We start from the raw sequence: 26,634 nt of genomic DNA, 5'->3' as shown, positions 1-26,634 counted from the left end.
TATTCCGGCTTAGCTCAGTTGGTAGAGCACCTGACTGTTAATCAGGTTGTCGTCAGTTCGAGTCTGACAGCCGGAGTAAGTAAATGAAGAAATGAAAGAGAGAGAACGAAAATATTTTCATTCTCTCTTTTTTATTCTGTATAGATATTATTTTTTTGAATTTTTTTGCTATTATGTAAGCATTTTCAGCAAAAAATGGTATGATATTAAAAGTAAACGTATACATTTATTCCGCTATAAAGTATTCGTGAAGATATTTTGATTAAGGGGGAAATCAAATGGTAGGAATTGTCCTAGCTAGTCACGGTGGCTTTGCTGATGGAATTTTTCAATCTGCTGAGATGATTTTCGGTAAGCAAGAAAATCTTGCTCATGTGATTTTGAAGCCGGATGAAGGTCCTGATGATATTAGAGCTAAGATGGAAAAGGCGGTTGCTTCTTTTGATGATCAAGACCAAGTCTTGTTTTTGATCGATTTATGGGGAGGTACGCCATTTAACCAAGCAAACAATCTTGTTAAAGAACATGAAGATACTTGGGCTATTGTTTCTGGTATGAACTTACCAATGGTTATTGAAGCTTTAGGTCAAAGAATGGGAAGTGATAATGCCCATGATATTGCCAAAGCCATTGTTAAGCCAGGTCGTGATGGAATTAAGACGCAACCTGAATCTCTTATGCCTAAAGAGACTACTGCTAAATCAGCTTCTAGTTCTGACGCACATCCACAAGGTGCAATTCCAGAAGGCACTGTTATCGGTGATGGCCACATTAAATATGTTTTAGCTAGAATCGATTCACGTCTTCTTCATGGTCAAGTTGCAACTGGTTGGACTAAAGCAATGAATCCAAATCGGATTATTGTTGTTTCAGATAATGTTGCTAAGGATAAAATTCGTAAGACAATGATTAAGGAAGCCGCTCCAGCTGGTGTACCTGCAAACGTTGTTCCAATCGATAAAATGCTTAAAGTAGTAAAAGATCCACGGTTTGGAAATACTAAAGCATTAATTTTATTTGAAAATCCAGAAGACGCGCTTAAAGCTATTGAAGGTGGAATGGATATCAAAGAATTGAATATCGGTTCCATGGCTTATAGCGATGGTAAAGTTAATGTCAATACTGTTTTGGCAATGGATCAAAAAGATATTGATACATATAAAAAATTAAAAGATTTGGGCGTTAAGTTTGATGTCCGTAAAGTTCCTTCTGATGGTAAGCAAAATATGGATGAACTTTTGGAAAAAGCTCAAAAATTAGTTAATGAAAAGAAATAAATTATAGGGGGATTTTTATAAATGAATGCTATTCAGATGATTCTGGTAGTGATCGTTGCCTTCTTTGCAGGTATGGGAGGGATTCTTGACGAATTCCAATTCCATCAACCTCTAGTGGCATGTACTTTAATTGGTTTAGTTACTGGTAACTTAACTATAGGTATTATTCTTGGTGGTTCACTACAAATGATTGCTTTAGGTTGGGCTAATATTGGTGCTGCTGTTGCGCCTGATGCTGCTTTAGCATCTGTTGCTTCAACTATTATTTTGGTACAAGGTGGACAAGGACAAAAGGGTATTGGTACTGCTATTGGTATTGCTATTCCATTGGCTGTTGCTGGATTATTCTTAACTATGTTAGTTCGTACTATTTCAGTTGCTATTGTTCATATTATGGATAGAAAAGCAGAAGAAGCTAACTGGAAAGCTATTGATCGTTGGCAAATGATTGCTGTTGCTTTACAAGGTTTAAGAATTGCTATTCCAGCAGCTTTATTACTTGCCATTCCTGCTTCCGTTGTTCGGGCTGGCTTAAACGCAATGCCTGCATGGTTGAACGAAGGTATGACCATTGGTGGTGGTATGGTTGTTGCCGTAGGTTACGCAATGGTTATTAATATGATGGCTAGCCGTGAAGTATGGCCATTCTTCATTATTGGTTTCTGTTTAGCAGCTGTTAAGGAATTAACTTTGATCGCTCTTGGTGGTATTGGTATTTCACTTGCTATTATGTACCTTGCTCTTGAAGGTTCTAAGGGTGGAAACAATAATAACTCTAATTCTGGTTCAGGCGACCCATTGGGCGACATCCTGGATGACTATTAAAATTTGAGCGAGAGGAGGCTAATTATAAATGACTGAAACTGCAAAAAAGAAATTAACTTTAAGTAAATCAGATCGTATTAAGGTTTGGTGGCGTTCTACTTTCCTTCAAGGTTCATGGAACTATGAAAGAATGCAAAACGGTGGTTGGGCATACAGTTTAATCCCAGCCTTAAGAAAATTGTATCCAGAAAAGAAGGATTTATCTCTTGCATTAAAGAGACACTTGGAATTCTTTAACACACACCCTTACTTAGCATCACCTATTATTGGTGTTACTCTTGCTCTAGAAGAGGATAAGGCTAATGGTGCTGATGTTGATAACACCGCCATTCAAGGTGTTAAAGTTGGTATGATGGGTCCTTTAGCTGGTGTTGGTGATCCTGTATTCTGGTACACAGTTCGTCCTATTATTGGATCATTAGGTGCTTCACTTGCTTTGAGCGGAAACATCTTAGGTCCTATCTTATTCTTTGTATTATGGAATGTAATTCGTATGGCATTCTTATGGTACACTCAAGAAATGGGTTACAAAGCTGGTACTAAGATTACTGAAGATGCTTCAGGTGGTTTATTACAAAAGATCACTCGTGGTGCTTCAATGATGGGTATGTTTGTTATCGGTGCCTTAATTGAACGTTGGGTAACGATTAACTTTAAGCCAGTTGTTTCAAGTGTTCCACTTCAAAAGGGTGCTTACATCGATTGGAACGCTCTTCCAAAGGGAGCAGAAGGTATTCACAAAGCATTATCTGAATATAATTTAGGTAATGGTATGGCCTTAGATAAAATTAAGGAAACAACTTTGCAACAAAACTTAGATAGTTTAATTCCTGGTCTTGCTGCATTGCTATTAACTTTCTTATGTATGTGGTTACTAAAGAAGAAAGTTTCACCAATTGTTATTATTATTGGTATCTTCGTTGTTGGTATTTTAGGTCACGTAATTGGCTTACTATAACAATAATAAGTAAAAGACGGTCTGCTCTAGACCGTTTTTCTTATATATGAAAAGGTTTTTATATGGTTCAATCACTAAATACAAAATCAGAATATGTTGATACTGCGACTTGGTTTAGAGGAATTCCTACATATGGAAAAATTCTTGTTGGTGACAAGGGATTCGAATTCTATAGTGATAACAATCCTAATGATTATGTTCAGATTCCTTGGAACGAAGTAACCGTTGTAGTAGCAGATGTATATTTTGGTGGAAAATATATTCCACGATTTAAGATTTGCACTAAAAAAAATGGTAGTTTTATCTTTGCTGCAAGACATGTAAAGCCAACTTTGCGTGCTATTCGAAAGCATGTTCCAGCAAACAATATGAGAAGAGCTCTTACAATTTGGCAAAAGATCAAACGTAATTTTACACGAAATTAAAAAGGAACTTGGTTTTAGGACTGAGTTCCTTATTTTTTGTCAAAAAGTTCTTGGAATTGCTGCTTACCTGTATTAAAATGACATTAATCAATTTGTTGATATTTAAAACTAGCTCTCGAGTGACTGCTAGTTTTTTTTATAGGAGTGGCATTAAGTAATGGGAAATAAAAAGTCAATTCCGAAGTTAAAACGTTCTATGACTGCTGGTCAAATGGAAATGATATCTTTGGGCGGTGCAATTGGGGTCGGATTATTTATGGGATCTACCTCTACAATAAAATGGACGGGACCATCCGTTTTATTAGCGTATATGTTTGTCGGCTTAATTTTATACATTGTAATGCGTGCCTTAGGAGAAATGCTATATGTAAATCCAGGTACTGGGTCATTTGCTGATTATGCAACTGAGTATGTGCATCCATTAGCTGGCTATCTAGCAGAGTGGGCTAATGTATTTGAATATATTGTTGTTGGAATGTCTGAAGTGGTAGCGGCAACTGAATATTTAAAATTTTGGTGGCCCAAGGTTAATGTCTTTTGGTCGGGAATAATTATCATTTTATTTCTAGTTTTAGCAAATTTAGCAAGTGCAAAAGCATATGCTTCTCTTGAATTTTGGTTTGCTATGATCAAAGTTGTAACTATTATTTTGATGATCATCTTGGGCTTCATTGTGATTTTCTTTGGTGTAGGTAATGGAGGAAAACCAACTGGTTTTAGCAATTTATGGTCACATGGTGGTTTCTTTACTGGTGGCGTAAAAGGCTTTTTCTTTTCAATGTCAATTATCGTTGGCTCTTACGAAGGAATAGAATTACTTGGAATTTCTGCTGGTGAAGTTGCTAATCCACAAGAAGCAATCATAAAAAGCGTCAAATCCGTTTTATGGAGAATTCTAATTTTTTATGTTGGAGCAATTTTTGTCATTGTTACCATTTATCCATGGAATGAATTAAGCAGTATTGGATCACCTTTTGTAACTACGTTTGCCAAAGTAGGAATTACAGCAGCAGCAAGTATCATTAATTTTGTGGTTTTGACGGCCGCATTATCAGGTGCAAATTCTGGAATTTATTCATCTAGTCGTATGCTCTTTAAATTAGCTCATGATGGGGATGCGCCTAAGACATTTGGTCATATATCTAAGCGTATTGTTCCTAATCATGCAATTTTAGGTATTTCCGGGGGAATATTGATTGGATTTGTTGTAAATATGATTGCTGCTACGATTAATAAATCTACGCAGGATTTATTTGTAATCGTGTTCTCGTCCTCAGTGTTACCAGGCATGATTCCATGGTTTGTAATTTTACTTGCAGAACTAAAATTTAGACATAATAATCAAGATTTGCTAGTTGATCATCCGTTTAAGTTGCCGCTATATCCTATTTCTAATTATTTTGCATTTTTAATGTTAATTGTTATTGTAGTATTTATGCTTATTAATCCAGAAACTCGGATTTCTGTACTAGTTGGAGCAGCAGTATTAATTATAGCTACAATTGTATATCTGATTCGTCATAGAAAGGATGGTGTTGATGGAAAATAAGAAAAATCATCCTCCTAAATTAAAAAGATCCATGACTGCAGGCCAAATGGAAATGATCTCTCTCGGTGGGGCAATAGGTGTTGGCTTGTTCATGGGATCAACTTCAACTATAAAATGGACAGGACCTTCAGTATTATTAGCGTATATGTTTGTGGGGTTAATTTTATATATTGTAATGCGGGCACTTGGCGAAATGCTCTATGTTAGTCCTGGAACAGGTTCATTTGCTGATTATGCTACAGAATATATTTCTCCTTTAGCCGGATATTTGGCAGAATGGGCCAATGTTTTTCAGTACATTGTTGTTGGTATTTCTGAAGTTGTCGCTGCTACAGAATACTTAAAATTTTGGTGGCCCCAAGTTAGTGTGTTTTGGTCGGGTATCATTATTATTGCTTTCTTGCTATTAGCAAACTTGGCTAGTGCTAAAGCATATGGAGCTTTAGAATTTTGGTTTGCAATGATTAAAGTGGTAACAATTATATTAATGATTATTTTGGGTTTGCTGGTAATTTTACTTGGTGTAGGTAATCATGGAAAACCACTTGGTTTTAGTAATTTATGGTCGCATGGTGGTTTCTTCACGGGTGGAATGAAAGGCTTCTTCTTTTCAATGGCAATTATTGCAGGTTCTTATGAAGGAATAGAATTAATTGGAATTTCAGCTGGAGAAGTTGCAAATCCGCAAGAAGCAATAGTGAAGAGCGTAAAGTCTGTTTTATGGCGTATATTAATTTTTTACGTTGGAGCAATTTTTGTTATTGTCACCATTTATCCATGGAACCAGTTAAGTAATATTGGGTCACCATTTGTAGAAACTTTTACTAAGGTCGGAATTACAGCAGCGGCAGGGATTATCAATTTCGTTGTGTTAACAGCAGCCTTATCGGGTGCAAATTCTGGAATCTATTCCTCTAGTCGAATGCTCTTTAAATTGGCTCATGAAGGAGAAGCGCCAAAGATATTTGGTAAGCTATCAAAGCATATTGTTCCTGATCGTGCAATTATTGGTATTACTGTTGGTATTTTACTCGGCTTCGTTTTAAACCTAATTGTCTCAACAATGAATAAATCAATGGGAGAATTATTTGTCATCGTCTATAGTTCTTCAGTTTTACCAGGGATGGTAGCATGGTTTGTAATTTTGATTGCTGAATTAAAATTTAGAAAAAGTAATGCTCATTTGATGAATAAACATCCATTTAAGCTGCCGCTATACCCATATTCAAATTATTTTGCCTTTGTAATGTTGCTAATAATCGTTATTTTTATGTTTATTAATCCAGAAACTAGAGTTTCTGTTGCTGTGGGAGCCGGTGTCCTAGTATTAGCAGCAATTGTTTATGCAATTAAGCACCGAAAGAAAAAATAGCTTGTAAATCATCCTGTAAAAGGATGATTTTTTTATTGAAACAAAAAATTAGTGAACTGTGAGAAAAAAGTGCTAATTTTAACTTGTGGTATTTACGTAGTAGAATATATACTCTATAATTAAATCTAACTGGTAAAAAGTAAGTTAAAGGAGAGTGCAACATGAAACCAATAATTGGCATTTCTGGTTCTGTAATCATTGATGATAGTGGTATTTTTCCAGGTTATCGTCGTAGCTATGTTAATGAAGATTATGTTGATTCTGTTATCCAGAATGGCGGAATTCCTTATATTATTCCCTTTAATGAAAATGAAGAAGTGATTAAGGAACAACTTTTAAATGTGCAGGGTCTAATTTTATCTGGTGGACATGATGTTGATCCTCATAATTATAAGGAAGAACCAGAACAAAAATTAGGAGATATTTGGCCTGAACGAGATCAATTTGACATGCTATTGTTAAAGTTAGCTGAAGAAAACGGGGTCCCTGTTTTAGGAATTTGTCGTGGAGCGCAAATAATAAATGTGTATCACGGGGGAACGTTATACCAAGACTTAAGCTATAGAAAAGGAAAAACTTTAAAACACAATCAGGGACAAACGCCAACTTTACTTACTCATACTGTTGAAACAGTTGCAGGAACTAAGATTGCTGAATTGTTGGGAAAAGAAAAAATACAGACAAATTCTTTTCACCATCAATTAATTAAAGATGTTGCACCTGAGTTTAAGGTTTCAGCTCGTTGTGTTGATGGAGTAGTAGAAGCAATTGAAAATAAAGATGCTTCAGTGATTGCTGTTCAATGGCATCCTGAAATGCTTCACCGCGTTGTTTCTTATCAAAATAACTTATTTAAACATATTATTGATAATGCAAAAAGAGAGTAGAGAGAAGTTAATAATAGATGAATGAGAATGAAACAAGTAAATTAGGCTTTTGGTCGATTGTACTTTTAGCCATTAATTCAATTATTGGTTCAGGAATATTCTTGACGCCAGGTAGCGTTGTTCAACAGGCTGGATCAAAAGCGTTAATTGTATACTTTATAGCGGCAATTTTTGCTTCTATTTTAGCTGTTTCTTTTGCGGCGGCTGCAAAATATGTAACTAAATCTGGTGCTGCTTATGCATATTCAAAGGCAGCTTTTGGAAATAATGTAGGTTTCTATATGGGGATTTTACGTTACTTTTCTGCAAGTGTAGCTTGGGGTGTTATGGCAGTTGGGGTTATCAAATCAACAATTTCTATTTTTGGTGGTAATCCAAACAAAACGATGAGTGTGACCATTGGCTTTTTAATCTTAATGGCTGTTATTACGATCATTAACTTATTTGGTCAAAAGGTTGTTAAGTATGTCATGAATTTAGCAACACTTGGTAAGTTAGCTGCCTTAGTATTAATTATTGTTGCTGGAGTAGTATTATTAATTATGACTGGGGCTTCAAGCAACTTAAATGAAGTAGATCAAATTACTCAAAATGGTCAAAAGATTGTGCCAACTTTAACTACTACAGGCTTTGTAATGGCAATTGTATCAGCTTTTTATGCCTTTACTGGATTTGAATCCGTTGCTTCTGGTTCAGAGGATATGAAAAATCCAGCTAAGAATTTACCACGTGCTATTCCCTTAGCAATCATCGTAATTGCGATAGTTTATATTGGTGTTGTTGCAGTTGCGATGGTGCTTGATCCTAAGGCCTTGATGACAACTAAGCAGGTTGTAGCGATTGCAGCAATTTTTAAAAATGAGATTTTAAGGGATGTTATTCTAGTAGGTGCTTTAATTTCAATGTTTGGTATTAACGTTGCTTCTAGCTTTAATGCACCAAGAATTTTGGAAGCTATGGCGCGTGAAAACCAATTTTCAAAGAGTTTAACTAAGAGAACCAAGAATAATTTTCCAATTAGAACGTTCTTTATTTCAGTATTACTTGCAATTTTAATTCCAATGGCATTTGAATATAACATGGTTAACTTGATTACATTAAGTGCAATGGTACGTTTTCTAGGCTTCATTGTAGTTCCGTTAGCAGTTATCCAATTTTATCGTGGAAAGACTGCAGAATCTGTCTTAGATGCCCAGAAGAACATATGGACTGATATTGTTGTTCCAATTCTTTCAATCGTCTTAGTTATTTTCTTATTAGTTGAATATAACTGGAAAGCACAATTTGGTGTGGTTAATGCAAGTGGACAAGTAACTGGAATTAATTGGTATGCAATAGCAATGATGATTTTTGGATTTATTGTTTTACCATTAATTATGTTCATTATCTCTAGAAAAGATCGTAAGGCTAGTAAATAATTTAAGAAAGGACTACTAGGCAGTTTGGCTTAGGTAGTCCTTTTTTGTATTCTGAAGAAAGGATGTTAGTAATACTAGGAAGAAGTTAAACCACATGAAAGAAAAAGCACGCTATGCATTAATTGCTGAACTAATACTAGGAGTAATTTTTTTATCTTTTTTTATACCTTCATCCAGTGTTGAGACATCAGTTATGGGTACAACATAATGAAGTCTTTCTACTAATATTCTTCTCTCCATTGTTAGTTTTAATGCTACTACTGGTGCTCTGGCAGAAAAAGCCACCAAAAGTTGATACTTTCAATCGCTGGTTGATGATTATCTTTTGGCCTTTATTGTCATTATGTGGCTTGATTGAATTAATGAATGTCGTAGCAAAGGCATGGCCACACATGGGCGCAATAGTCGCTGTTATCTTTCTCTTGATAGGATTGGGATGGTTAATACCTTTTGCAATTGCAGTAGGTGCTGAAGTTAAGTGGACTGTTCCGCGTCTAATTTTAATCTTTTGGATGATGGAAAATCTAATGGAAATATGCACATTGGGACATATCCCAGGCAATAAGTTCTTTAATACAGTTCTCTCTACAGGATTGTGGGCTGCTTTTGCCTATACCATTTGGGCTTGTTTCTTAGCTTGGGGATGGGGTTATAATTTTGACTTTAATTTAAAATTTGAAAAATCGGCTAATTTCTCTGATGGTGTATTAGTATTTTTAATTGTTTTTGGAATTGTTGATATTATATGGAATGCATTTGGTGGATACGGCAATAACCTGTTTTCCGTACTTTTTTCCTACCATACTGATCCATGAAGTTTACTTTAAATAGTTTTAGTCAAGCTGCTGAAGCGGGAATAATGGAAGAGATGAATCGATATCTAGTCATCATTGCTCTCTTATACGCTTTAAGAAAGAACAAATGGCAAGTTCCAATAACTATTTTTATTAGTGCTTTGTTTTTCGGCTTACTTCATTTTGCTAATTTCGGGTGGCAAAAATTAGCTCCAACTATTGCTCAAGTTACATTTGCATTTGGAATAGGATTGTTTTTTGCGATTGTTTATTTATATACTGGTAAATTATGGCTGACAATGTTGATGCACTTCTTTATGGATTTTTTGATCTTTTTACAAGAAAATGGAGATCAGCCAGGAACTTGGGATGGGAGCACAGGTGAATGGTTAGTTGCCATTATTTCAGTAGTCGTTCCGGTATGCATTTATTTGTGGATGATTAGTGGAAAACGTATACTAGTAATGCAGGAGAATAGTGATCGAATTCTCCAGCCCCTAGAACAAGAAAATATGTATTAAAAAAAGGAGTATCAACCGATACTCCTTTTTTATAACATTTGCATTCCAGCTGCTTCACATTTTTCAATCATTTTTGGAGGCCAGATGCTAGCTTGAACTTCTCCAATATGGGCTTTTCCGAGTAAAAGCATGCACAAACGAGATTGTCCGATTCCTCCGCCAATTGTATAAGGAAGCTCTCCGTTTAAAAGCATTTTATGAAATGGCAAAGCTGCTCTTTCTTCGGCATGGGCTTTTTTTAGTTGCGTTTTTAGTGATTCTTCACTGACACGAATTCCCATTGAAGAGATTTCTAATTTACGTTGTAAAGGTTCATACCAAAATAAGAGGTCACCATTCAATTGCCAATCATCGTAGTCTGGTGCGCGACCATCATGTGGCTTACCACTACGTTTTAGCTTATCCCCAATCTTCATTAAAAATACAGCTTTTTTCTCTTTAGCAATTTTATCTTCACGCTCATCAGGTGTTAAATCAGGCCAGCGGTCTTCGAGTTCTTGCGTAGTAATAAATGTAATTTCGCTAGGTAAACGATAAGTAGAGCTAGGGTAGCGGGCTGCAACTTCTTTTTCTGTCTCTTTGATTGCTTTAAAGATTTGCTTAACAGTATCTTTTAAGGTATCGATATTACGCTCATCTTTGGAAATGATTTTTTCCCAATCCCACTGGTCTACGTAAATTGAGTGGAAATTATCTAAATCTTCATCACGTCTAATTGCGTTCATATTAGTGTAAAGACCTTCATGCATTCCAAATCCGTAGCGCTTAAGTGCCAGACGTTTCCATTTGGCTAGTGAATGAACTACTTCAATTGTATCGTTAGGCATAGCTTTCATATCAAAAGAAACGGGGCGTTCAACACCATTTAAGTTGTCGTTTAATCCAGTAGATTTTTCAACAAACATTGGTGCTGACATTCGTTGAACATTTAATTTTTCAGCAATTTTGTCTTGAAAAGTTTCTCTAATGAAAACAATTGCGGCTTCAGTATCACGAATGGTTAGACTTGGTTGGTAGTCCTTAGGTAATATCAATGTCATAATTATGTACTCCTTAGAAAAAATATTAAGAGTAAAGAAAAAGCCCTTCACTCCTGATGTTCTCAGGACGAAAGGCTTTTTTCCGCGGTACCACCTAAATTGTCTAAAAATAGACCAGCTTAATAGAGCACAATCATGCTCCTCGGTTTGATAACGTACCGATGACGGCGTAGCTTACTGTAATTTAGGCTAGCAGCACAGCGAAAAAGTGTTATTCGATAATTCAGGGTCTACTAGCTTCTCACTAACGCTAATTCACTGAAAGAATAAAATTATCTACTCGTCTCTTCATTGCTTTTTAATTTTTATATTAATTATATTTAAATCGATTTACTTTGAAAAAGCAAGAGAAAAAAGATAATTTTTTTGCAGTATGTTATGATGAGTTTTGCATAAGATTAGGAAAGTTGGAAAGATATGACGAAAAAAAGATTATGGACATGCTTAGCTGCTTTAGCTTGTGTTTTTTGGGGGATTTCGGGTTTATTTGCTAAGGGACTGTTTAATATCAGTGCAAGTATAACGCCGATTTGGATTTCTCAGGTAAGAATGGTATTAAGTGGAATTTTGCTTTTGATTTTTGCCCAGGTAACTGGGAAAAAGCCATTAAAAACAATGACTGATAAAAAAGATGCGATTACCGTTATTGCTTATGGGTTATTAGGTTTATTGCCTGTGCAATATTGTTACTTTATCGTGGTTCAACAGGCAAATGCTTCAGTTGCGACCGTTTTACAGTTTATTGGGCCATTTTTTGTCTTATTTTATATGGTAGTATTTGAACACCAAGTATTGCGGGCAGTAGATGTTATTGCAGCTATCGTCGCTTTTTTAGGTGTTTTCTTTTTAGCTACACATGGTCATTTTAATCAACTATCTTTAACCCCATCAGTCTTATTCTGGGGCCTTATTTCTGCAGTCGGAGTAGCTACTAATACTTTGATTCCACGTAGATTGCTTGATCATACTTCAAGTCTTGTAGTTACAGGTTGGGGATTACTTTTTTCAGGAATAGCTTTGGCACTTGCACATCCTGTATGGCCGAAGATTCCAAACAATATTAATATTTTTTGGCTGATGGCTGGCGTGATTGTAATAGGTACCTTAATTCCTTTTCAATGGATGATGGGCTCGCTTCGCTATATTAAACCATCAACTGCTAGTTTGTTAGATGCTTTTGAGCCGGTTTCAGCTACAATTGGTTCTGTAATTATTTTTGGATTGGTGATGGCGCCAATTGATTGGATTGGGTCAATTATGATTATTTGTGCCGTTTTAGCCCTTAACTGGGAACCCAAACATAAAAGATAAGAAAAAGCTTAGTTACTTGATAGCACACGTATTTGCGCAGTAACTAAGCTTTTTTCTAACTAATTATTTTTCTTACTAATCTTACTATGCTTATATCCATAAACGCAGTAAATAAATAATCCAAATAAGAACCAAATACCAGCAAAAATGTAAGTTTTAACTGATAAAAAGCACATCATTCCAATGCAGGCTAGGCCAGAAAGAATTGGAATTATTGGGTAAAATGGGACTTTAAAGTCGCCTTCAGGAATATCTTTTCTTCTGCGCAATAAAATGACGCCGAAAGATACGAAAGTAAAGGCAAGTAACGTTCCAATTGAAACTAAGCTAGTAAGTTCTTCTAGTGAAAATAACCCTCCCATTAAAGCAATAACGATGGTTACAATCCACAGAGCATTTTCTGGAAGGCCATGCTTATCAATTTTTCCTAAAAAATTTGGCAATAATCCATCACGGCCAATAGAATAAATTAAACGTGAACTTGAATAGATCATGGTAAGCATCATTGTACTCATTCCTACAATTGCTCCAATTGATAAGAGGTCAGCTACCCAGCCTTGGTTAACTAATTTTAAAGCGTAGGCAACGGGATTTGCTACATCTAGCTGCTTGTAGTTTACCATTCCAGTTAAAACAACTGATACTCCCATATAAAGAAGGGCTGCCACAATTAAGGTACCAATGATTCCAATTGGCATATTTTTCTTAGGATTTTTAACTTCGGCTGCTGAGGATGAAACAACGTCAAAGCCTAGAAAGGCGAAAAAGACCGTTGTAGCGCCACGTAAAACACCAGTTGTACCATAGGGAGTGAAAGGTTGATAATTTTTCGGTTTAATGAAAAATAAACCAACACCAATGAATATAAATATAATAGCAATCTTAATTAAAACTGCTGCATTATTAAATTTCATGGATGTTTTCATTCCACGTGAGAGTAAAATTCCGATTAATAAAACACTGATAACCGCCCATAAATTTAGGTACGTACCATTTAGGGGATCAAACGGTCCTTCAAAATGATGTGGTATATGTAAACCAAAACTATGGAGCAGCGAATTAAAATAAGAAGCCCAGCCAGCAGAAACAGCCGCAACGGACAGCATATACTCTAGAATCAGTGCCCAGCCTAGAATCCAGCCAATGACTTCTCCATAAAGAATATTTCCATAGGAATAGGCTGAGCCAGCGACTGGGATGCTAGAGGAAAGTTCCGCATAACACATACTTGCTAGAGTACAAACTAAAGCTGCAACTAAAAATGATAAAGTTACACCAGGGCCAGCTTCTTTAGCGGCAACAGTACCTGGTAAAATAAAAATTCCAGTACCAATAACTGCGCCAATACCGATAGTTAATAAGTCAAAAGCCCCAAGCGTTTTGGCAAAGTGCTTATCAGTACCCAAATAACGCTTGAGGCTTTCTTTTCTAAACGGATTCAACTTCATTAGCAGTACGCTCCTTGTGACGTTCTAAAATCATCTTAACAATCGCATTTGCGACATTTGTATTTCGAAGTAAAGGTCCGTGAGAATATGAACCAATAAAGTTCTTGTAACGTAAGCCTTCAACTTTATCTTGTGGGTTATTACCATAGCCTTCAATCATTTCGCCGAAAGGATGAAGCATATCAGTATTATCAAAGTAAGTTTGTCCAGAGTGATTTTCAAAGGCCTTTACTTCGCCCCATTCAGTCATGTAGCGAGTATCGCCAATCATCCGCTTATCAGCCTTAAAAACAGTATGAAGGGGCAGAATACCTAAGCCTTTGATTGTAATCCCAGAATTAGTCTTGTAATAATCCCCCATTAATTGATAACCACCACAGATACAAAGCATTGGATTGCCAGCGTTGATATAATTTTCAATTGTTTCTTTGTGACGTGGCAGATCTTTAGCTACAACAGTTTGTTCAAAGTCTTGACCGCCGCCAAAGAATAAAAAGTCGTAGTTGTTAGCATCGAATTTGTCATCTAGAGAAATGTTATCAACTTCAGTTTGATAGCCTTGTTTGTCAAGTAAGTAACGAATTACTTTGACGTCACCTGAATCGCCATAAGTATTCATTAAGTCTTCATATAAGTATGCAATTTTAATTGTTTTATCTGCCATAATTATCATCCCTATTTAAATTGTATGTTCAAAGTATAACTTAAAATTGTCTTAAATCCTAGTTAGTAAAAATTATTGTTTCATTTCTTCTTGAGCAGCTAGATGGTTAATGGGACCATATTTTGCACCAACATTAATGGGATGTGAAAGTGCCTCATAGGTGAAATCTTTGGCAATTTTAACCGCAGTTTTGACATCATTACCCTTTGCAAGTTCAGCTGCAATTACTGCTGATAAAGTATCTCCTGTACCGTTAACGCGATCAGTCTTAAAGTAGGGCTTGGTTAACCATTCGTCTGAGCCGTCTTCTAACAGTAAGTAATCTTTAACTTCTGTTTGTTTGTCGTTATGATGACTGCCTTTGATTAAAACATTTTCAGCGCCCATTTTTTGTAACATTTTAGCTCCTTGCTTGATTTCAGACTCGTTTTTCAATTTAAGACCGGTTAGCTTTTGTGCTTCAAAAAAGTTTGGTGTAATAATTGTGGCAAGTGGTACTAATTTTTTTAGAAATGCTTGGTATGCATCATCTGCTAAAAGGGTGGCACCATGTTTAGTAATAATCACTGGATCAAGCACAATATTTTGCATTTGATAATGTTTTAAGTTTTTAGCAACTACATCGATAATATCTTTATTAGCAAGCATTCCAGTCTTAACGGCCTTTATTTTGAAATCATCATTTAAGACATCGAATTGCTTTTGAATAAAATCTAATGGCATTAATTGTTGAGCAAAAATTCCTTGCGAATTTCCAGCAACGGCAGCAGTTAAGAGCCCCATACCATAAACGCCACGTGCGTAAAAGGCATGTAAGTCAGCTGGCATCCCAGCGCTACCATCACTATCATGACCAGCAATTGTTAGAGCTTCTATGTGTTCATTTGACATTATTGTGCAATCCTCCTTGAAAGTTATTTACTGGTAAGTTATTACTATTAATTATAGATAAGAAACTAACAAAGTGAAAGTGTTCTGTATTTATGTCTAAAACTATCGCTAGAGATTTTGTAAATAAAGTAAGTGCCTAAGTCTTAAATACTTAATTCCTTAAGAAAATAAGCTAGAATATAAGATGAGAGACAATAAGATAGAGGATGAGAAGCTATGGAACATAATCGCTTAATTACTTTTGACGGTACTATAAATTTTCGTGATATCGGTGGCTATGAAAATAATGAAGGTAAACATGTGAAGTGGGGAAAAATTTATCGCTCTGACTCATTAAGCAGCTTAACTGAACGCGACGAAGAAAAATTAGCAAAAATGAATGTCACAGTAGACTGTGATTTAAGGACTAGCAATGAACAAGTAATGGCGCCAGATCGAAAATGGCAGGGTGTTGAAGTTTTGGATTGTCATGTCTATGCGGAAGATAGCAGTGGTAATTTTGTTAATGATAGTCATAAGCTTTATCGCTTTTTGCATCACATTCCTAAAGTTGACAGTTATTTAGGCGAGATATATCAAAATGTGATTTTGAGCCCAGCTAGTCAAAAAGCTTTTGCACGCGTATTTGCAGCATTACTTACTTTGCCTGAAAATGAAGCCTTAGTCTATCATTGCAGTGCTGGAAAAGACCGTACAGGGATGACAACAGCTCTAATTTTAAAAGGACTTGGAATTGACGAGCATACCATTGCACGCGACTATTTATTAACTAATGAGTTGTATACTTTTGGCCTTAAAAAGCAGCTCCCAAGTGATTCTGAGATGATTAAAATGGTTAATCGAATGAATGTTACTGAAGGAGAGGGAACGGCTGTTAAAGGAATTACGCAAACAATTGATGCTGGGTATGGTGGTTTTGAAAATTACTTTACGAAGGAATTGGGTTTTTCAAAGCAGGATTTGAAAGATTTTAGGAAATTGTATTTGGAGTAAAAAATTAAATAAATTGAACTATTTTCTAATTTATTCTTATAAGCTAAAGTAGAAAATAGTTTTTTTGTCGTTGATAGTAATTTCCAATTCCTAATTTTTTTCGATATTTAGATATTGTTCGTCGTGAAACCGCAATGTTATTTTTTAGTAATTTATTTTTTATTTCGTCATCTGTAAGAGGATTTTTTTGATTTTCATTTAAAATTATCTTTTTAAGCATATTTAATATGTTTTTTTGAGAGAAATTGTTTATTTTACTACTAAAAAGTATATTCAGAGGAAATATACCAAAATCGCATTGAAAATATTTACTTCTAACCGTTCGACTAATAGTAGATACGTTTAGATGGGTTTCCAAGGCAATTTGTGATTCATTTAATGGAGTAAATTTTTTACCTCCAGTAGCAAAAAATATTTCTTGTTGTTCTGCAATTGTTTGTCCAATCAAGAGTAAGGTATCCTGACGACGCTGGTAATTCTTTTGTAAATTTTGGGCTTGTTTTTTTTGCTTTTTAATAAATTTAAGCGTTTCAGTATCATTAGTGGAATAACTGGGTGTTTTAAACTCTAAGTTGAATTGATTATCTTCGATTAAATGCGTAAAAATCTTTTTATGATCATAGCAGATAAAAAGTTCTGGAATAATAATTTTATTATTAATGTCTGTATTAATTTCAACTCCTGGCCTAAGAGATTTGATAAAACATACTACTTTAAATAGGTCATTTTTAGAAATAGAAAGATTAGTATAAATTTTCCTAAAATTATGATTTGCTAAGTCTTCAAGATAATATTTGATGATTGTATCAGTATTTTTAGGATAATTGCTTTTATGTTTAAGTTGAAGTAATAAACATTCTGAAACACTTCTAGCAGCAATGCCTGTAGGGCCGATATTTTGAACAATATTTATTGCTTTATTGATTAATTTCTGTTGTTGAGGAAATTGTTCTATAAGATGATGATAGTCTGATAGAAACCCATGACCATCTAGATTGTCTATTACAATTGCGCCGAAATATTTCAACTTATTACTCTTTACCTCTAAGTTAAAGTCATGCAGTAATTTCGTTTTTGTTAATCCAGATTCGTCCTCTGTAATCCAATCTAAATTTTGTTTTGTTCTATTAGAAGTTACTGTTAAATAGGGATTTTTTTCCTCTTGTGTTTTTAAGTAGTGTGCTAAGTCAGTATAAGAATCACTTAACATGGATAAACTAGTTAATTGATACTGCTTAAAGATCTGTTTCTGACTTTGTGTAGTTTTTTGAAATTGATTTATCATTTTAAACACTCCGCCTCTATAATAAACGTATAAGGACTAGAAGAGTTCAAAGATAGTGCTTAAATAGTAAAAATAGTGTTTAAAACGGAGACCATAATGAAAGCAATAGATAATGTTTTAGCTTTTTTAAAGCAAAATAAGTCTAAAGAATTAAATACAGAACAAATAGCACATGGCTTGAATCTCAGCAGAAGTGTTGTTTCAGGTTACTTAGCAAAATTATATAAACAAAATAAAGTTAATAAGTCTACTACTAGGCCAGTTGTGTGGACATTAAGTGAAAAAAAGTTGCCTTTTGATGAAATAATCGGTCATGATAGTAGCTTAAAAGAAAGTATTGAACTAGCAAAAGAATCAATTTTATACCCATCTAATGGACTTCCGGTAATGATCACTGGTAGAAGCGGTGTAGGAAAAAGTTATCTAGCTAAGAAGATATATGAGGAAGCAAAAGCTTTAGGAGTGATAGATAAAAATGCACCGTTTGTCACTTTAAATACTGCGGATTATGCAAATAATACGGAGTTACTTTCTTCAGTATTATTTGGATATAAAAAAGGAGCTTTTACTGGAGCTGATCATGACTCTGAGGGATTGATTGATAAGGCAAACAATGGGTATCTTTTTTTAGATGAAGTACATCGACTCTCAAAATCTAATCAAGAAAAACTATTTTCATTAATTGATAATCACACATTTTATCCTTTGGGGGAGGTAGAAAATCCACATGTTGCTCATATTAGGCTGATTTGTGCTACAACGGAAGATCTTAATAAGTATATGCTTAAGACTTTTATGAGAAGAATTCCAGTTCATATTGATATTCCTCCACTAATCGATAGACCAGCATTTGAAAGAATTGAATATGTTTTAAATTGTTTTAAGCAAGAAGCTGTAAACACTAAATTAAAATATTTAGTTCATGAAAATACTATTATTGATTTGGCAAATCAAAATTATATAGGTAATTTAGGAACTCTTCAAAACAGAGTGAAAATGCTATGTTCTAAAAGTTTTGCGGAGGAGCCGTCAAAAATTGAAGTTGAGATTCCGAGTTCTGATGATAGTGAATTAATTGAAATTGATAAGCATTTAAATGTAAAGGGACTTAATATTTTTAAGAGAAGTGTTAAAAAAATCTTTCAGAATATTCAAAACGAACTAATTGATGCTATTAAACAAAATAAAGTCATGAGTGATTTTAAATTAATAATTATTAAAAATCTACGGGATTTAAAGCAGTTTGACAAAACAATATATTTTGCAAATAAAGTGAATATAACTTTAATTAATAAGGTTCAAACTATCATTAAGGGAATATACGGAATAGATCTTAACTTAAGTGATGACGATGTAAGAAATTTAACATTTGCGTTTAGACTTTCCACTTTTTTAGATATAAAAGTTCAGAATAATCAAGAATATTATGAACTTTTAAGAAATAAGTATTCGAGATCTTTTTATGTTTATCGCAAATTTTTAGAGCGGAGTAACACAGAATTGAAAGATAAATCTTATTTATGGTTTTTGCTGATGATGCAAAATGTAATAAATAAGGTTGAAAGCATTAGATATACTTCTATTTTACTTGCTCATGGGACATCAACAGCCGAAAGTATTCAAAAAGTAGTAAATAATTTAGCAGGTAATTATATATTTGAAGCATTTGATATGTCAATTGAGGCATCAGTAAATGATATCAATAAGCTAGTTTATAAATATTTGGTAGAGCAAAAAGCAAGAGAAAAAGGCATAATTTTACTTTTTGATATGGGCTCACTAAATCAAATGTTTACAAAAATTAAACATAGTTTGAATAAAGAATTGTTAGTTGTTAATAATATAACTACTGCTACCGCGTTAGATATTGCTATGAGAGTTCAGAGACAAGAAAATTTTAATGAGATTGCTACAAAAGCAGAAAATTACGGTCAGTATTTAGGTGTTCAATATTTTGAAGGATTATCAAATAAAAAGAATATTATTGTTTCATGTTTATCAGGTTTAGGTTTATCTAAAGCAATAAAAGATATTATGGAGAAGTCACTATCTACTACTCATCAAATTTTTACTATGGACTATCGCAAACTGCATAGTTATATTGATAATAATAACGAACAGTTTTTTAAGAACACTGATCTTATTATGACAACTACTGACTTTAAGACCAATCTTGATCTACCTATTGTAAATATTTATGATATTTTAGATCAGAAGGGTTTTAGTAAGCTTCGTATGTATTTGCAAGATATGGGAGAGCAAGATAAAAATATTGATGATGTATTAGAAAAATTTCTCAAATTTCTGACAATTGAAGGAATAAAAGATAGATTAAACTTTTTAAATCCCTCTATGGTAATTGATGAAGTAGAAACTATAGTGAAAAAATATGAAGATTATTACAATGTTCAGTTTTCTGGAAAAATAAAATTAAATTTATATATGCACTTATCTCTAATGATAGAAAGAGTTTTGTTGAATTCAGATAAGCAAAATATGACTAATCTTTTTAGGGACGAGAAGGCGAAAGAATTTCAATCTGTTTCTAAGACTATATTTAAACCAGTGGAAATGAAATATAATATTGTAATTAATGATTTTGAAATTTCGCTTATATATGAATTAATTGAAAACTACATTTAGACACAAATAATTAGGTAAAAAATAGTGCTTAGAAATTATCTAAGCACTATTTTTGTTTGCACTATAAATAGCTTCAAATTAGGAATGGCACACTTTTTGCTTATAGATAGGTGAAGAGATAAATAAAATATTTCAATTCAGAAGGAAGATAGAAATGAGAAAATTTTTGATTGCAAGTCATGGAAAATTTGCATCTGGTTTAAAAAGCTCAATAAAAATTTTAACTGGGAAAACTAATATTTCGACTATAGATGCATATTTAGATGGTTCGGAAAATAAAACAAATATTGATGTTCCATTGAATAAATTCTTAGATAGCTTAGAAGAGAAAGATATTGGAATTATTTTCACTGATTTAATTGGTGGAAGTGTTAATAGGGAAGTGATGTTGAAAATAGCCAATACTACTAAGAACGTTTTTGTAATTACATCTGTTAATTTACCAACTGTTCTTTCTGTTGTGTTAGATGGTGGGGAAATGAGTGAAAAACATTTAAACGAGATTATTAATAAATGTCCTGTGCAAATTTCTAAGCTACCTAAAAAACAAGATAGTCTTAGCGATGAGGATTTTTTGAGTTAATAGAAATGGGAGAATTTGAAAAATGATTAAAATGCTAAGAATTGATGAACGTTTAATTCACGGACAAGTTGCTGTTGTTTGGTCAAAAGCTTTAAGTATTACTCATATTATTGTTGCAAATGATGATGTTGTAAATAATGAATTACAAATTACTTCGATGAAAATGGCAGTTCCAGATAACATTAAATTCATTGCTCGAGATGTAAAAGATACGATCAATATTCTTAATAATCCTAAAGCAGAAAATCTTTCAATGATGGTAGTTGTTAGAAATTTCAAAGATGCATTAGAAATTGCTAAGAATGTAAAGAATATTGAACAAGTTAATGTCGGTAACTATGGCTTATTACCAGTTAATAAGCATAAGGGAAAGCCACAGAAAAAAATTGATGCCACTGTTGAAGTAGATGATGACGATATGAAATATATCAAAGAAATTGCTGAATTAAATGTACCATTTGATTCACAATTGACTCCTGATTCTTCAAAGAAAAACTTTAAAAAGATTTATGGTTAGAGAGGTGTAAATAATGTTTGCAAAAGCGTTAATTGTAGCTATAGCTTACTATTTAATTTATTACATTAACCAAAGTATCGGTTTATGGCAATTTAATCGTCCTATTATCGTGGGACCCATCATAGGCTTGCTTTTAGGTGATCTACAAACGGGTATTATTTTAGGTGGCGTCTTTGAATCGGTATTTTTGGGAGTAATTGCTGTTGGCGGTGCTATTCCAGCTGATGCCTTGGTTGGCTCAACTATTGGTACTGCAACTGCTATTTTAACTGGAGCCTCTAATTCTAAAGCATTGGCTATAGCCGTTCCTGTTGCTGCTCTAGCTATTATCACTTTACAAATTACTTACAGTTATATGGCATTATTTGTTCCTAGAATGGATAAATTGGCTCATAAAGGCAATGAAGCTGGAATTACTAGATGGCACATTGGAATGGGATTTATGACTCCTGCTTTGAATACTATTGCTATTTTCTTTGCCATTTTACTTGGTACAAATGCAATTAAAACATTTTTAGCTATTTTGCCTAAATTTGTTTCTCAAGGATTTATTGCAGCTGGTAAAATGCTTCCTGCTGTTGGTTTTGCAATGTTGCTTAATATGTTGTTTAAGAAAAAATACTTTATTTGGTTTTTTGTCGGTTTTGCTCTAGTAGTTTATTTAAAATTACCAAACTTGGCTGTCGCTATATTCGCTACTGCGATTGCATTCTTAATGTATGATGTAACAAAGCATTCAATCACTAATAATGTGGCTGTTTCCAATGTATCTAAACCAGAAGATAAACAAGCAGCTAAAAAGAAAGAAGAGGAGGACTTCTTATCATGAGTGAGAATAAAAATGTTTTAAATGTTGATACAAAGAAATCAGATTTATCTCCTGACGATAAACATATGTTAAAGAGCATGTTTTGGAGATCATGGCTGCTTTTTAGTTCATTTACTATGGTTAAGATGCAGGCGTTTGGATTTGAATTTAGCATGTTTCCAGTAATTAATAGATTTTATAAAAATAATTCTAATGAAAAGAAACAAGCTATTGTTAGAGAATCCAGTTTCTTTAACTGTACTTATGAAACTGCGCCTTTTATTATGGGATTATCTGCTGCTATGGAGAAAGAAAATGCAAATAATCCTGAAAACTTTGATCCTGAATCTATTAATGCTTTAAAAGCTTCTCTAATGGGTCCTCTATCAGGTATAGGTGATTCCATTTTTTGGGGAACATTAAGATTAATTGCTGCTGGTATTGCTATTCCGCTGGCTATGCAAGGAAATCTTTTAGCGCCATTCTTGTTTTTAGCAATTTACGAGATTCCATCAATTATTACACGATGGCAATTACTTAAAGTTGGTTATACTTCAGGTGAAAAATTTATTGAAAAATCTTCTAAATCTGGCTTGATTGGGAAAATTACTGATTTGGCTACTGTCATAGGTATGATGATGATTGGCGCAATGACTGCAAGCTCTGTAACTATCACTACTCCATTAAAATGGGCAATGAAAGGTGCAACACTAAATGTTCAAAAAATTTTGAATGGTATTATGCCGGGTTTGTTACCGTTAGCTGTTACTTTAATTGTTTTTGCCTTGATTAGAAAACGTGTAAAAGTAATTTACTTATTATTCGGTATTATTATATTTGGTATTTTAGGCGCTTTAATCGGTATCTTTTAATCTAAAGAAAGAAGTTAAATATAAATGGGGAAAAAAGTTATTATAAATGCGGACGATTTAGGTATGTCTGAAGGATTTAATGAAGGAGCTATTAAAGCACTACGTGATGGAGTAGCTTCGTCTACTACTATCATGATTAATCAACCAGCTGCTGAACATGCTATATCGTTGTTAAAAGAGGTATCAGGGGTTTATGTTGGATTGCATGTCAATTTAACTACGGGAAGTCCAGTATCAAATCCTGAAAAAATTCCTAGTTTGGTAAAACCAAATGGTGAGTATATTGGCTCTAAAGATTTTAAGACACATAAAAAGAAATTTGTTTATGAAGATTGTTATACTGAAATAAAGGCTCAAGTTAAAAAATTTAAATACCTTTTAGGATATTATCCTTTTCATATTGAAATGCATTCAGCAATGGATGATCAATCAAATAAGGCTATTATGGATGTAGCGAAAGAATTTGGCCTACATTATGATGTCTACTATAAAGGTGAATTTCTTCAGCCTAGTCCAGAAAAATATTTTCAAGTTGAAGAGAAATTGAACTCCAAAGTTGCGGAGATTATAAATAGAGGAGCAACACCAAATGATTTCTTTAATGATAGTTATGATATTTTAAAAGATAAGGATAATGGTTTAGTAACTGCTCTTCATTTTCATCCCGGTTATGTAGATGCATATATTTTAGATCATTCAACACTAACTTTACCTAGAGTTAGAGATCTGCAAACATTAACTTCTAAGAGTTTAAAGGGCTGGATTGAAGATAATGATATTGATTTAATTAGTTATGGTGATTTAAAGAAATAGAAAGTATAAAAACTTACTCTAATGATTTAAAATTTACACAAAAAGACTTTAGACACTAAAAATGTCTAAAGTCTTTTTCTTAGTTTCCGCTAGATTCGCGCTTAAGTAATTCTACTGGCAAGTAGTATGTATAGTTATCTAATTTTTCAGTAGGATTGTCGATTCGCTTTTCTAAAAGCTTAACAAGTAGTTGTGCAATTGAAGGAATAGGTTGAATAATTGTAGACAGACGTGGTTCAAAATCACGTACTACTTTACTTCCATCGAATCCAATAATCTTTAAATCTTTAGGAATTTTAATTCCTAATTCGTGACTAATATTCATGATCAAAAGAGCAGTAAGGTCGTCAGATGCTACGATCCCGTCTACTTTATGATTCTCCAGTAAGTCTTTAATTGCCATTTCTTTTAGTGCAAGAGTTTCATTAAAAATTACTGGATGAATATGTTCCGTTAATTGCAATTCCTTGATTGTTTCTTTGTAGCCAAGCAATCTCTTTTGCGTAGGGTGCCCATCTAGAGTTGGATTTCCTACAAAATAAATATGACGGGCACCATGATTATAAAGTTCTTGAGTAGCTAAACTGCCACCCTTGAAGTTATCGGCACTAACAATTGGAATGTTATCTGAGAGTTTACGATCAAACGAAACGATTGGCAAACCCGTTCTTTGATATTCTTCAATGCCCAGATTATGAGCGCCAGCAATAATCCCATCTACCTGATTAGCCATGAGCATTTGCAGATAGGTACGTTCCTTCTCTGTATCACTGCCAGCATTGCAAAGGATCGTCTTGTAGCCATGATTAAATAATTGATCTTCAATTTTAGAAACTAATTCACCAAAAAATGGATTAGATACATCTGGAAAAATTAAACCAATAAGTTTGGTTTTCTTTCCCTGAAGAGAGCGGGCAACAGAATTTGGTTGATAGTTCAGCTCTCTCATTGCCTCGTGAACTTTTTTTCTTGTTTTTTGACTAATATAGCCATAATTGTTAATTACTCGTGAAACGGTAGTTACAGAACAGCCTGCTTTAGCAGCTACGTCGGTTAATTTAACCATTGTCATCTTCCTATAATATAGAATTCATGCTCCATAATCGTCCTGTGTACTTGGTATCTTTGTCAAAGGTAATTTTTTGATTTGAGCTTGGTGCAAAGAATCGTAAAGTTGCAACATGGCGACCATCATTGATGAAAATTTCGCATAATGAGCCATCTACGAAAATATCTAGATCTAAGTCTTGGTTGGCATTAAGTTCAATTGTTCTAGTTGCACCGTAATCTGGGTTAACAGCAGGACCACTTGAAGCACGATCAATCGTTAATTTAGCATCTTGAGCTGTATTGAAGTCAACTACTAAACTTGCAGATAAATCCTCATTAGAAGCTAGATGTAATTTTCCAGCTTGACCAGCAGCTAAGTGAAGTTTTAATTCATATTGTTTACCGGCCTTTTGACTAATTATTTTTTCATCATTGAGCTGTTTTTCATTATGACGTAAATTTTTGATTGCGTCTACAGGATGTTGATATAACACGCCATCTTTAATTTCTAAACGTTTAACTTGGCTGTAGCAATTAGCCCAATTTTCTTTATCAGTTGGATAAGTACAGTCGGGTAAACCTACCCAAGAAATGGCATAAGCATTTCCATCTGGAGCATTAAAGGCTTGTGTGGCATATACATCAAAGCCATCATCTAAATTAGCTGGATGGTCTTGAAGCGGAGTAAATTGGGCTTTACTTAAGTTAATATCTTTGCCAATCCAGTACATATTTGGATAAATATTTTGATAGTCGGCAATTGATTTATCTAAACCTTGAGGACAAAAAATTAAAACAGGATAGTTGTCAACGAAAACTAAGTTAGGGCATTCAATCATGTAGCCCATTTCGTCTTTACCTAAGTCTAAATAACCATTTTCATGCCAAGTTTCAAGATCATCTGATTCATAAATATCAATATGACCGCTCTTAGTTTTAGCATCTTGAGCACCAAGTAAAACATAATACTTACCATTATGTTTAAATAATTGTGGATCGCGGAAATGTTCGCTAACATGATCTGGTGGTAAGATTGCTGCCTTATCAGGTTTAGTAATGTGATTATTTTCATCCATTTCGGCAATTACTTGATAAGGAATTCTAGTCCAGTCTTCATCGCGGTGATTACCCGTATACATTAATAGAAGTTTCCCGTTATGTTCCATTGCTGAACCGGAATATGCTCCAGCATTGTCTAAGTCGCTATCGGGATCAATTGCGGGTCCTAAATAATGCCAATGAACTAGATCAGGAGAAGCAAAGTGAATCCACGATTTAACTCCGTGAACTGGACCAAAAGGATATGACTGGCAGAATAAATGATATTCGCCATTATAGTAAGAAAAACCATTAGGATCATTTAGTAATCCTGAAAGTGGATGGATATGATAGTGCATCTGATACGGGGAAGTTGCTGCTTGAGCTTGGAGATCTAATAAGGTCTGTGCATCCCAATCTTTGTATTTACGATAACGTTGTTCTCTTGTCCATTCCATAACTATTCACCTCATTGAATATGTAAACGCATTCTTATATAGAGATAGTAACTAAAAATATTATGTATGTCAAACGAATAGCAGCACTTTCATTGATAACATACCTTGAAAATGGCAAGAAAGTATCAAAATGCTGATATTTTTGTGATAAGCGCTTGACATAAAACTAGAATGCGCTATCATAATATATGTAA

At 34.0% G+C, this 26,634-nt stretch carries 25 protein-coding genes, 1 tRNA gene and 1 other annotated feature; of the genes, 19 read left to right on the top strand and 7 right to left on the bottom strand.

Annotation, left to right across the window (positions count from 1 at the left end; all coding sequences use genetic code 11):
• Window positions 1-3: 3 nt before the first annotated feature.
• The 11 genes from AB5359_RS08350 (at window position 4) to AB5359_RS08300 (ending at window position 10,026) form a co-directional block, all read left to right on the top strand.
• Window positions 4-76, top strand: a tRNA-Asn gene (locus tag AB5359_RS08350).
• Between the two features lie 202 nt (window positions 77-278).
• Window positions 279-1,277: a PTS sugar transporter subunit IIB gene (locus AB5359_RS08345; protein ID WP_048685999.1), complete on the top strand. Its 999-nt coding sequence runs from the start codon at window positions 279-281 to the stop codon at window positions 1,275-1,277.
• Window positions 1,278-1,298: 21 nt separating this feature from the next.
• The gene (locus AB5359_RS08340) at window positions 1,299-2,102 is read left to right on the top strand and encodes a PTS mannose/fructose/sorbose transporter subunit IIC (protein WP_003649883.1); all 804 of its coding nucleotides are present in this window, start codon (window positions 1,299-1,301) and stop codon (window positions 2,100-2,102) included.
• 28 nt (window positions 2,103-2,130) lie between these two features.
• Window positions 2,131-3,060, top strand: coding sequence for a PTS system mannose/fructose/sorbose family transporter subunit IID (locus AB5359_RS08335; RefSeq protein ID WP_003649884.1), 930 nt, complete (start codon window positions 2,131-2,133; stop codon window positions 3,058-3,060).
• A 62-nt stretch (window positions 3,061-3,122) separates the two neighbouring features.
• Window positions 3,123-3,485 (top strand): DUF956 family protein, encoded by a 363-nt coding sequence (locus tag AB5359_RS08330; protein ID WP_003649885.1) that lies wholly within the window; start codon window positions 3,123-3,125, stop codon window positions 3,483-3,485.
• A 157-nt stretch (window positions 3,486-3,642) separates the two neighbouring features.
• Window positions 3,643-5,034: an amino acid permease gene (locus tag AB5359_RS08325; protein WP_020807126.1), complete on the top strand. Its 1,392-nt coding sequence runs from the start codon at window positions 3,643-3,645 to the stop codon at window positions 5,032-5,034.
• Window positions 5,024-6,406 (top strand): amino acid permease, encoded by a 1,383-nt coding sequence (locus AB5359_RS08320; protein WP_003649887.1) that lies wholly within the window; start codon window positions 5,024-5,026, stop codon window positions 6,404-6,406. The genes AB5359_RS08325 and AB5359_RS08320 overlap by 11 nt, the downstream gene beginning before the upstream one ends.
• Before the next feature lie 161 nt (window positions 6,407-6,567).
• Window positions 6,568-7,293 (top strand): gamma-glutamyl-gamma-aminobutyrate hydrolase family protein, encoded by a 726-nt coding sequence (locus tag AB5359_RS08315; protein ID WP_003651826.1) that lies wholly within the window; start codon window positions 6,568-6,570, stop codon window positions 7,291-7,293.
• A gap of 17 nt (window positions 7,294-7,310) precedes the next feature.
• Window positions 7,311-8,711: an APC family permease gene (locus tag AB5359_RS08310; RefSeq protein ID WP_003651824.1), complete on the top strand. Its 1,401-nt coding sequence runs from the start codon at window positions 7,311-7,313 to the stop codon at window positions 8,709-8,711.
• Window positions 8,712-9,025: 314 nt separating this feature from the next.
• Complete coding sequence (locus tag AB5359_RS08305; RefSeq protein ID WP_368287207.1) at window positions 9,026-9,526, top strand: hypothetical protein; 501 nt, start codon at window positions 9,026-9,028, stop codon at window positions 9,524-9,526.
• The gene (locus AB5359_RS08300) at window positions 9,523-10,026 is read left to right on the top strand and encodes a CPBP family intramembrane glutamic endopeptidase (RefSeq protein WP_232001014.1); all 504 of its coding nucleotides are present in this window, start codon (window positions 9,523-9,525) and stop codon (window positions 10,024-10,026) included. The genes AB5359_RS08305 and AB5359_RS08300 overlap by 4 nt, the downstream gene beginning before the upstream one ends.
• A 29-nt stretch (window positions 10,027-10,055) precedes the next feature.
• Here AB5359_RS08300 and asnA read toward each other — a convergent pair whose 3' ends face one another.
• Window positions 10,056-11,066 carry an aspartate--ammonia ligase gene (gene asnA, locus AB5359_RS08295; protein ID WP_003651821.1) on the bottom strand — a complete coding sequence of 337 codons (1,011 nt, stop codon included), beginning with the start codon at window positions 11,064-11,066 and terminating at the stop codon, window positions 10,056-10,058.
• Between the two features lie 60 nt (window positions 11,067-11,126).
• Window positions 11,127-11,367 (bottom strand) — a binding site (T-box leader).
• Window positions 11,368-11,483: 116 nt separating this feature from the next.
• Here asnA and AB5359_RS08290 point away from each other — a divergent pair.
• Window positions 11,484-12,377 carry a DMT family transporter gene (locus AB5359_RS08290; RefSeq protein ID WP_003651819.1) on the top strand — a complete coding sequence of 298 codons (894 nt, stop codon included), beginning with the start codon at window positions 11,484-11,486 and terminating at the stop codon, window positions 12,375-12,377.
• A gap of 59 nt (window positions 12,378-12,436) precedes the next feature.
• Here the strand turns inward: AB5359_RS08290 and AB5359_RS08285 are convergent, their stop codons facing one another.
• The 3 genes from AB5359_RS08285 to thiD form a co-directional block, all read right to left on the bottom strand.
• Window positions 12,437-13,825 (bottom strand): APC family permease, encoded by a 1,389-nt coding sequence (locus tag AB5359_RS08285; protein ID WP_020807120.1) that lies wholly within the window; start codon window positions 13,823-13,825, stop codon window positions 12,437-12,439.
• A complete protein-coding gene (locus AB5359_RS08280; RefSeq protein WP_048685997.1) occupies window positions 13,806-14,489 on the bottom strand; it encodes a type 1 glutamine amidotransferase in 684 nt (227 codons plus the stop codon). The genes AB5359_RS08285 and AB5359_RS08280 overlap by 20 nt, the downstream gene beginning before the upstream one ends.
• A gap of 72 nt (window positions 14,490-14,561) precedes the next feature.
• A complete protein-coding gene (thiD, locus tag AB5359_RS08275; protein WP_048685995.1) occupies window positions 14,562-15,380 on the bottom strand; it encodes a bifunctional hydroxymethylpyrimidine kinase/phosphomethylpyrimidine kinase in 819 nt (272 codons plus the stop codon).
• A 216-nt stretch (window positions 15,381-15,596) separates the two neighbouring features.
• On the opposite strand from thiD, the gene AB5359_RS08270 reads away from it, so the two are divergent.
• The gene (locus AB5359_RS08270; protein ID WP_048685993.1) at window positions 15,597-16,373 is read left to right on the top strand and encodes a tyrosine-protein phosphatase; all 777 of its coding nucleotides are present in this window, start codon (window positions 15,597-15,599) and stop codon (window positions 16,371-16,373) included.
• A 43-nt stretch (window positions 16,374-16,416) separates the two neighbouring features.
• Here AB5359_RS08270 and AB5359_RS08265 read toward each other — a convergent pair whose 3' ends face one another.
• A complete protein-coding gene (locus AB5359_RS08265; RefSeq protein WP_077410544.1) occupies window positions 16,417-17,658 on the bottom strand; it encodes an RNA polymerase subunit sigma-54 in 1,242 nt (413 codons plus the stop codon).
• A 96-nt stretch (window positions 17,659-17,754) separates the two neighbouring features.
• Between AB5359_RS08265 and AB5359_RS08260 the strand changes: the two genes are divergently transcribed.
• The 6 genes from AB5359_RS08260 to AB5359_RS08235 all read left to right on the top strand — a co-directional run bounded on the left by AB5359_RS08260 (window position 17,755) and on the right by AB5359_RS08235 (window position 23,894).
• Complete coding sequence (locus AB5359_RS08260) at window positions 17,755-20,301, top strand: sigma 54-interacting transcriptional regulator (protein WP_048685989.1); 2,547 nt, start codon at window positions 17,755-17,757, stop codon at window positions 20,299-20,301.
• A gap of 154 nt (window positions 20,302-20,455) precedes the next feature.
• Window positions 20,456-20,884, top strand: coding sequence for a PTS mannose transporter subunit IIAB (locus tag AB5359_RS08255; protein ID WP_003649899.1), 429 nt, complete (start codon window positions 20,456-20,458; stop codon window positions 20,882-20,884).
• 22 nt (window positions 20,885-20,906) lie between these two features.
• Window positions 20,907-21,401 (top strand): PTS sugar transporter subunit IIB, encoded by a 495-nt coding sequence (locus AB5359_RS08250; protein WP_003651807.1) that lies wholly within the window; start codon window positions 20,907-20,909, stop codon window positions 21,399-21,401.
• Window positions 21,402-21,414: 13 nt separating this feature from the next.
• Entirely contained in the window at window positions 21,415-22,230 is an 816-nt protein-coding gene (locus AB5359_RS08245) for a PTS sugar transporter subunit IIC (protein ID WP_003651805.1), read from the top strand.
• On the top strand, window positions 22,227-23,081 hold the full coding sequence (locus AB5359_RS08240) for a PTS system mannose/fructose/sorbose family transporter subunit IID (protein WP_003651803.1): 855 nt from the start codon (window positions 22,227-22,229) through the stop codon (window positions 23,079-23,081). Before AB5359_RS08245 ends, AB5359_RS08240 begins: the two co-directional genes overlap by 4 nt.
• 24 nt (window positions 23,082-23,105) lie before the next feature.
• Complete coding sequence (locus AB5359_RS08235; RefSeq protein ID WP_048685987.1) at window positions 23,106-23,894, top strand: ChbG/HpnK family deacetylase; 789 nt, start codon at window positions 23,106-23,108, stop codon at window positions 23,892-23,894.
• A gap of 79 nt (window positions 23,895-23,973) precedes the next feature.
• Here AB5359_RS08235 and AB5359_RS08230 read toward each other — a convergent pair whose 3' ends face one another.
• Together AB5359_RS08230 and AB5359_RS08225 are read right to left on the bottom strand one after the other, a co-directional pair.
• Window positions 23,974-24,960, bottom strand: a complete 987-nt coding sequence (locus AB5359_RS08230) for a LacI family DNA-binding transcriptional regulator (RefSeq protein ID WP_048685985.1) — start codon at window positions 24,958-24,960, stop codon at window positions 23,974-23,976.
• A gap of 10 nt (window positions 24,961-24,970) precedes the next feature.
• Window positions 24,971-26,440 (bottom strand): sucrose-6-phosphate hydrolase, encoded by a 1,470-nt coding sequence (locus tag AB5359_RS08225; protein WP_048685983.1) that lies wholly within the window; start codon window positions 26,438-26,440, stop codon window positions 24,971-24,973.
• Window positions 26,441-26,634: the final 194 nt, after the last annotated feature.

The sequence above is a fragment of the Lactobacillus sp. RTP31084st1_F9_RTP31084_210423 genome, from assembly GCF_040919545.1.
GTDB classification, from domain to species: Bacteria; Bacillota; Bacilli; order Lactobacillales; family Lactobacillaceae; genus Lactobacillus; species Lactobacillus paragasseri.
The sequence above is the reverse complement of the archived record's forward strand: the minus strand, read 5'-3'. Positions and strand labels throughout refer to the sequence as shown.

Bases quoted from the DNA above. Each gene is read 5' to 3' on its own strand.
- AB5359_RS08320 (WP_003649887.1), top strand. From the start codon at position 5,024: ATGGAAAATAAGAAAAATCATCCTCCTAAATTAAAAAGATCCATGACT.
- AB5359_RS08255 (WP_003649899.1), top strand. From the start codon at position 20,456: ATGAGAAAATTTTTGATTGCAAGTCATGGAAAATTTGCATCTGGTTTA.
- thiD (WP_048685995.1), bottom strand. From the start codon at position 15,380: ATGTCAAATGAACACATAGAAGCTCTAACAATTGCTGGTCATGATAGT.
- AB5359_RS08300 (WP_232001014.1), top strand. From the start codon at position 9,523: ATGAAGTTTACTTTAAATAGTTTTAGTCAAGCTGCTGAAGCGGGAATA.
- asnA (WP_003651821.1), bottom strand. From the start codon at position 11,066: ATGACATTGATATTACCTAAGGACTACCAACCAAGTCTAACCATTCGT.
- AB5359_RS08280 (WP_048685997.1), bottom strand. From the start codon at position 14,489: ATGGCAGATAAAACAATTAAAATTGCATACTTATATGAAGACTTAATG.
- AB5359_RS08315 (WP_003651826.1), top strand. From the start codon at position 6,568: ATGAAACCAATAATTGGCATTTCTGGTTCTGTAATCATTGATGATAGT.
- AB5359_RS08310 (WP_003651824.1), top strand. From the start codon at position 7,311: ATGAATGAGAATGAAACAAGTAAATTAGGCTTTTGGTCGATTGTACTT.
- AB5359_RS08230 (WP_048685985.1), bottom strand. From the start codon at position 24,960: ATGGTTAAATTAACCGACGTAGCTGCTAAAGCAGGCTGTTCTGTAACT.
- AB5359_RS08330 (WP_003649885.1), top strand. From the start codon at position 3,123: ATGGTTCAATCACTAAATACAAAATCAGAATATGTTGATACTGCGACT.
- AB5359_RS08305 (WP_368287207.1), top strand. From the start codon at position 9,026: ATGATTATCTTTTGGCCTTTATTGTCATTATGTGGCTTGATTGAATTA.
- AB5359_RS08245 (WP_003651805.1), top strand. From the start codon at position 21,415: ATGTTTGCAAAAGCGTTAATTGTAGCTATAGCTTACTATTTAATTTAT.
- AB5359_RS08260 (WP_048685989.1), top strand. From the start codon at position 17,755: ATGAAAGCAATAGATAATGTTTTAGCTTTTTTAAAGCAAAATAAGTCT.
- AB5359_RS08335 (WP_003649884.1), top strand. From the start codon at position 2,131: ATGACTGAAACTGCAAAAAAGAAATTAACTTTAAGTAAATCAGATCGT.
- AB5359_RS08290 (WP_003651819.1), top strand. From the start codon at position 11,484: ATGACGAAAAAAAGATTATGGACATGCTTAGCTGCTTTAGCTTGTGTT.
- AB5359_RS08235 (WP_048685987.1), top strand. From the start codon at position 23,106: ATGGGGAAAAAAGTTATTATAAATGCGGACGATTTAGGTATGTCTGAA.
- AB5359_RS08270 (WP_048685993.1), top strand. From the start codon at position 15,597: ATGGAACATAATCGCTTAATTACTTTTGACGGTACTATAAATTTTCGT.
- AB5359_RS08250 (WP_003651807.1), top strand. From the start codon at position 20,907: ATGATTAAAATGCTAAGAATTGATGAACGTTTAATTCACGGACAAGTT.
- AB5359_RS08325 (WP_020807126.1), top strand. From the start codon at position 3,643: ATGGGAAATAAAAAGTCAATTCCGAAGTTAAAACGTTCTATGACTGCT.
- AB5359_RS08240 (WP_003651803.1), top strand. From the start codon at position 22,227: ATGAGTGAGAATAAAAATGTTTTAAATGTTGATACAAAGAAATCAGAT.
- AB5359_RS08345 (WP_048685999.1), top strand. From the start codon at position 279: ATGGTAGGAATTGTCCTAGCTAGTCACGGTGGCTTTGCTGATGGAATT.
- AB5359_RS08265 (WP_077410544.1), bottom strand. From the start codon at position 17,658: ATGATAAATCAATTTCAAAAAACTACACAAAGTCAGAAACAGATCTTT.
- AB5359_RS08225 (WP_048685983.1), bottom strand. From the start codon at position 26,440: ATGGAATGGACAAGAGAACAACGTTATCGTAAATACAAAGATTGGGAT.
- AB5359_RS08285 (WP_020807120.1), bottom strand. From the start codon at position 13,825: ATGAAGTTGAATCCGTTTAGAAAAGAAAGCCTCAAGCGTTATTTGGGT.
- AB5359_RS08340 (WP_003649883.1), top strand. From the start codon at position 1,299: ATGAATGCTATTCAGATGATTCTGGTAGTGATCGTTGCCTTCTTTGCA.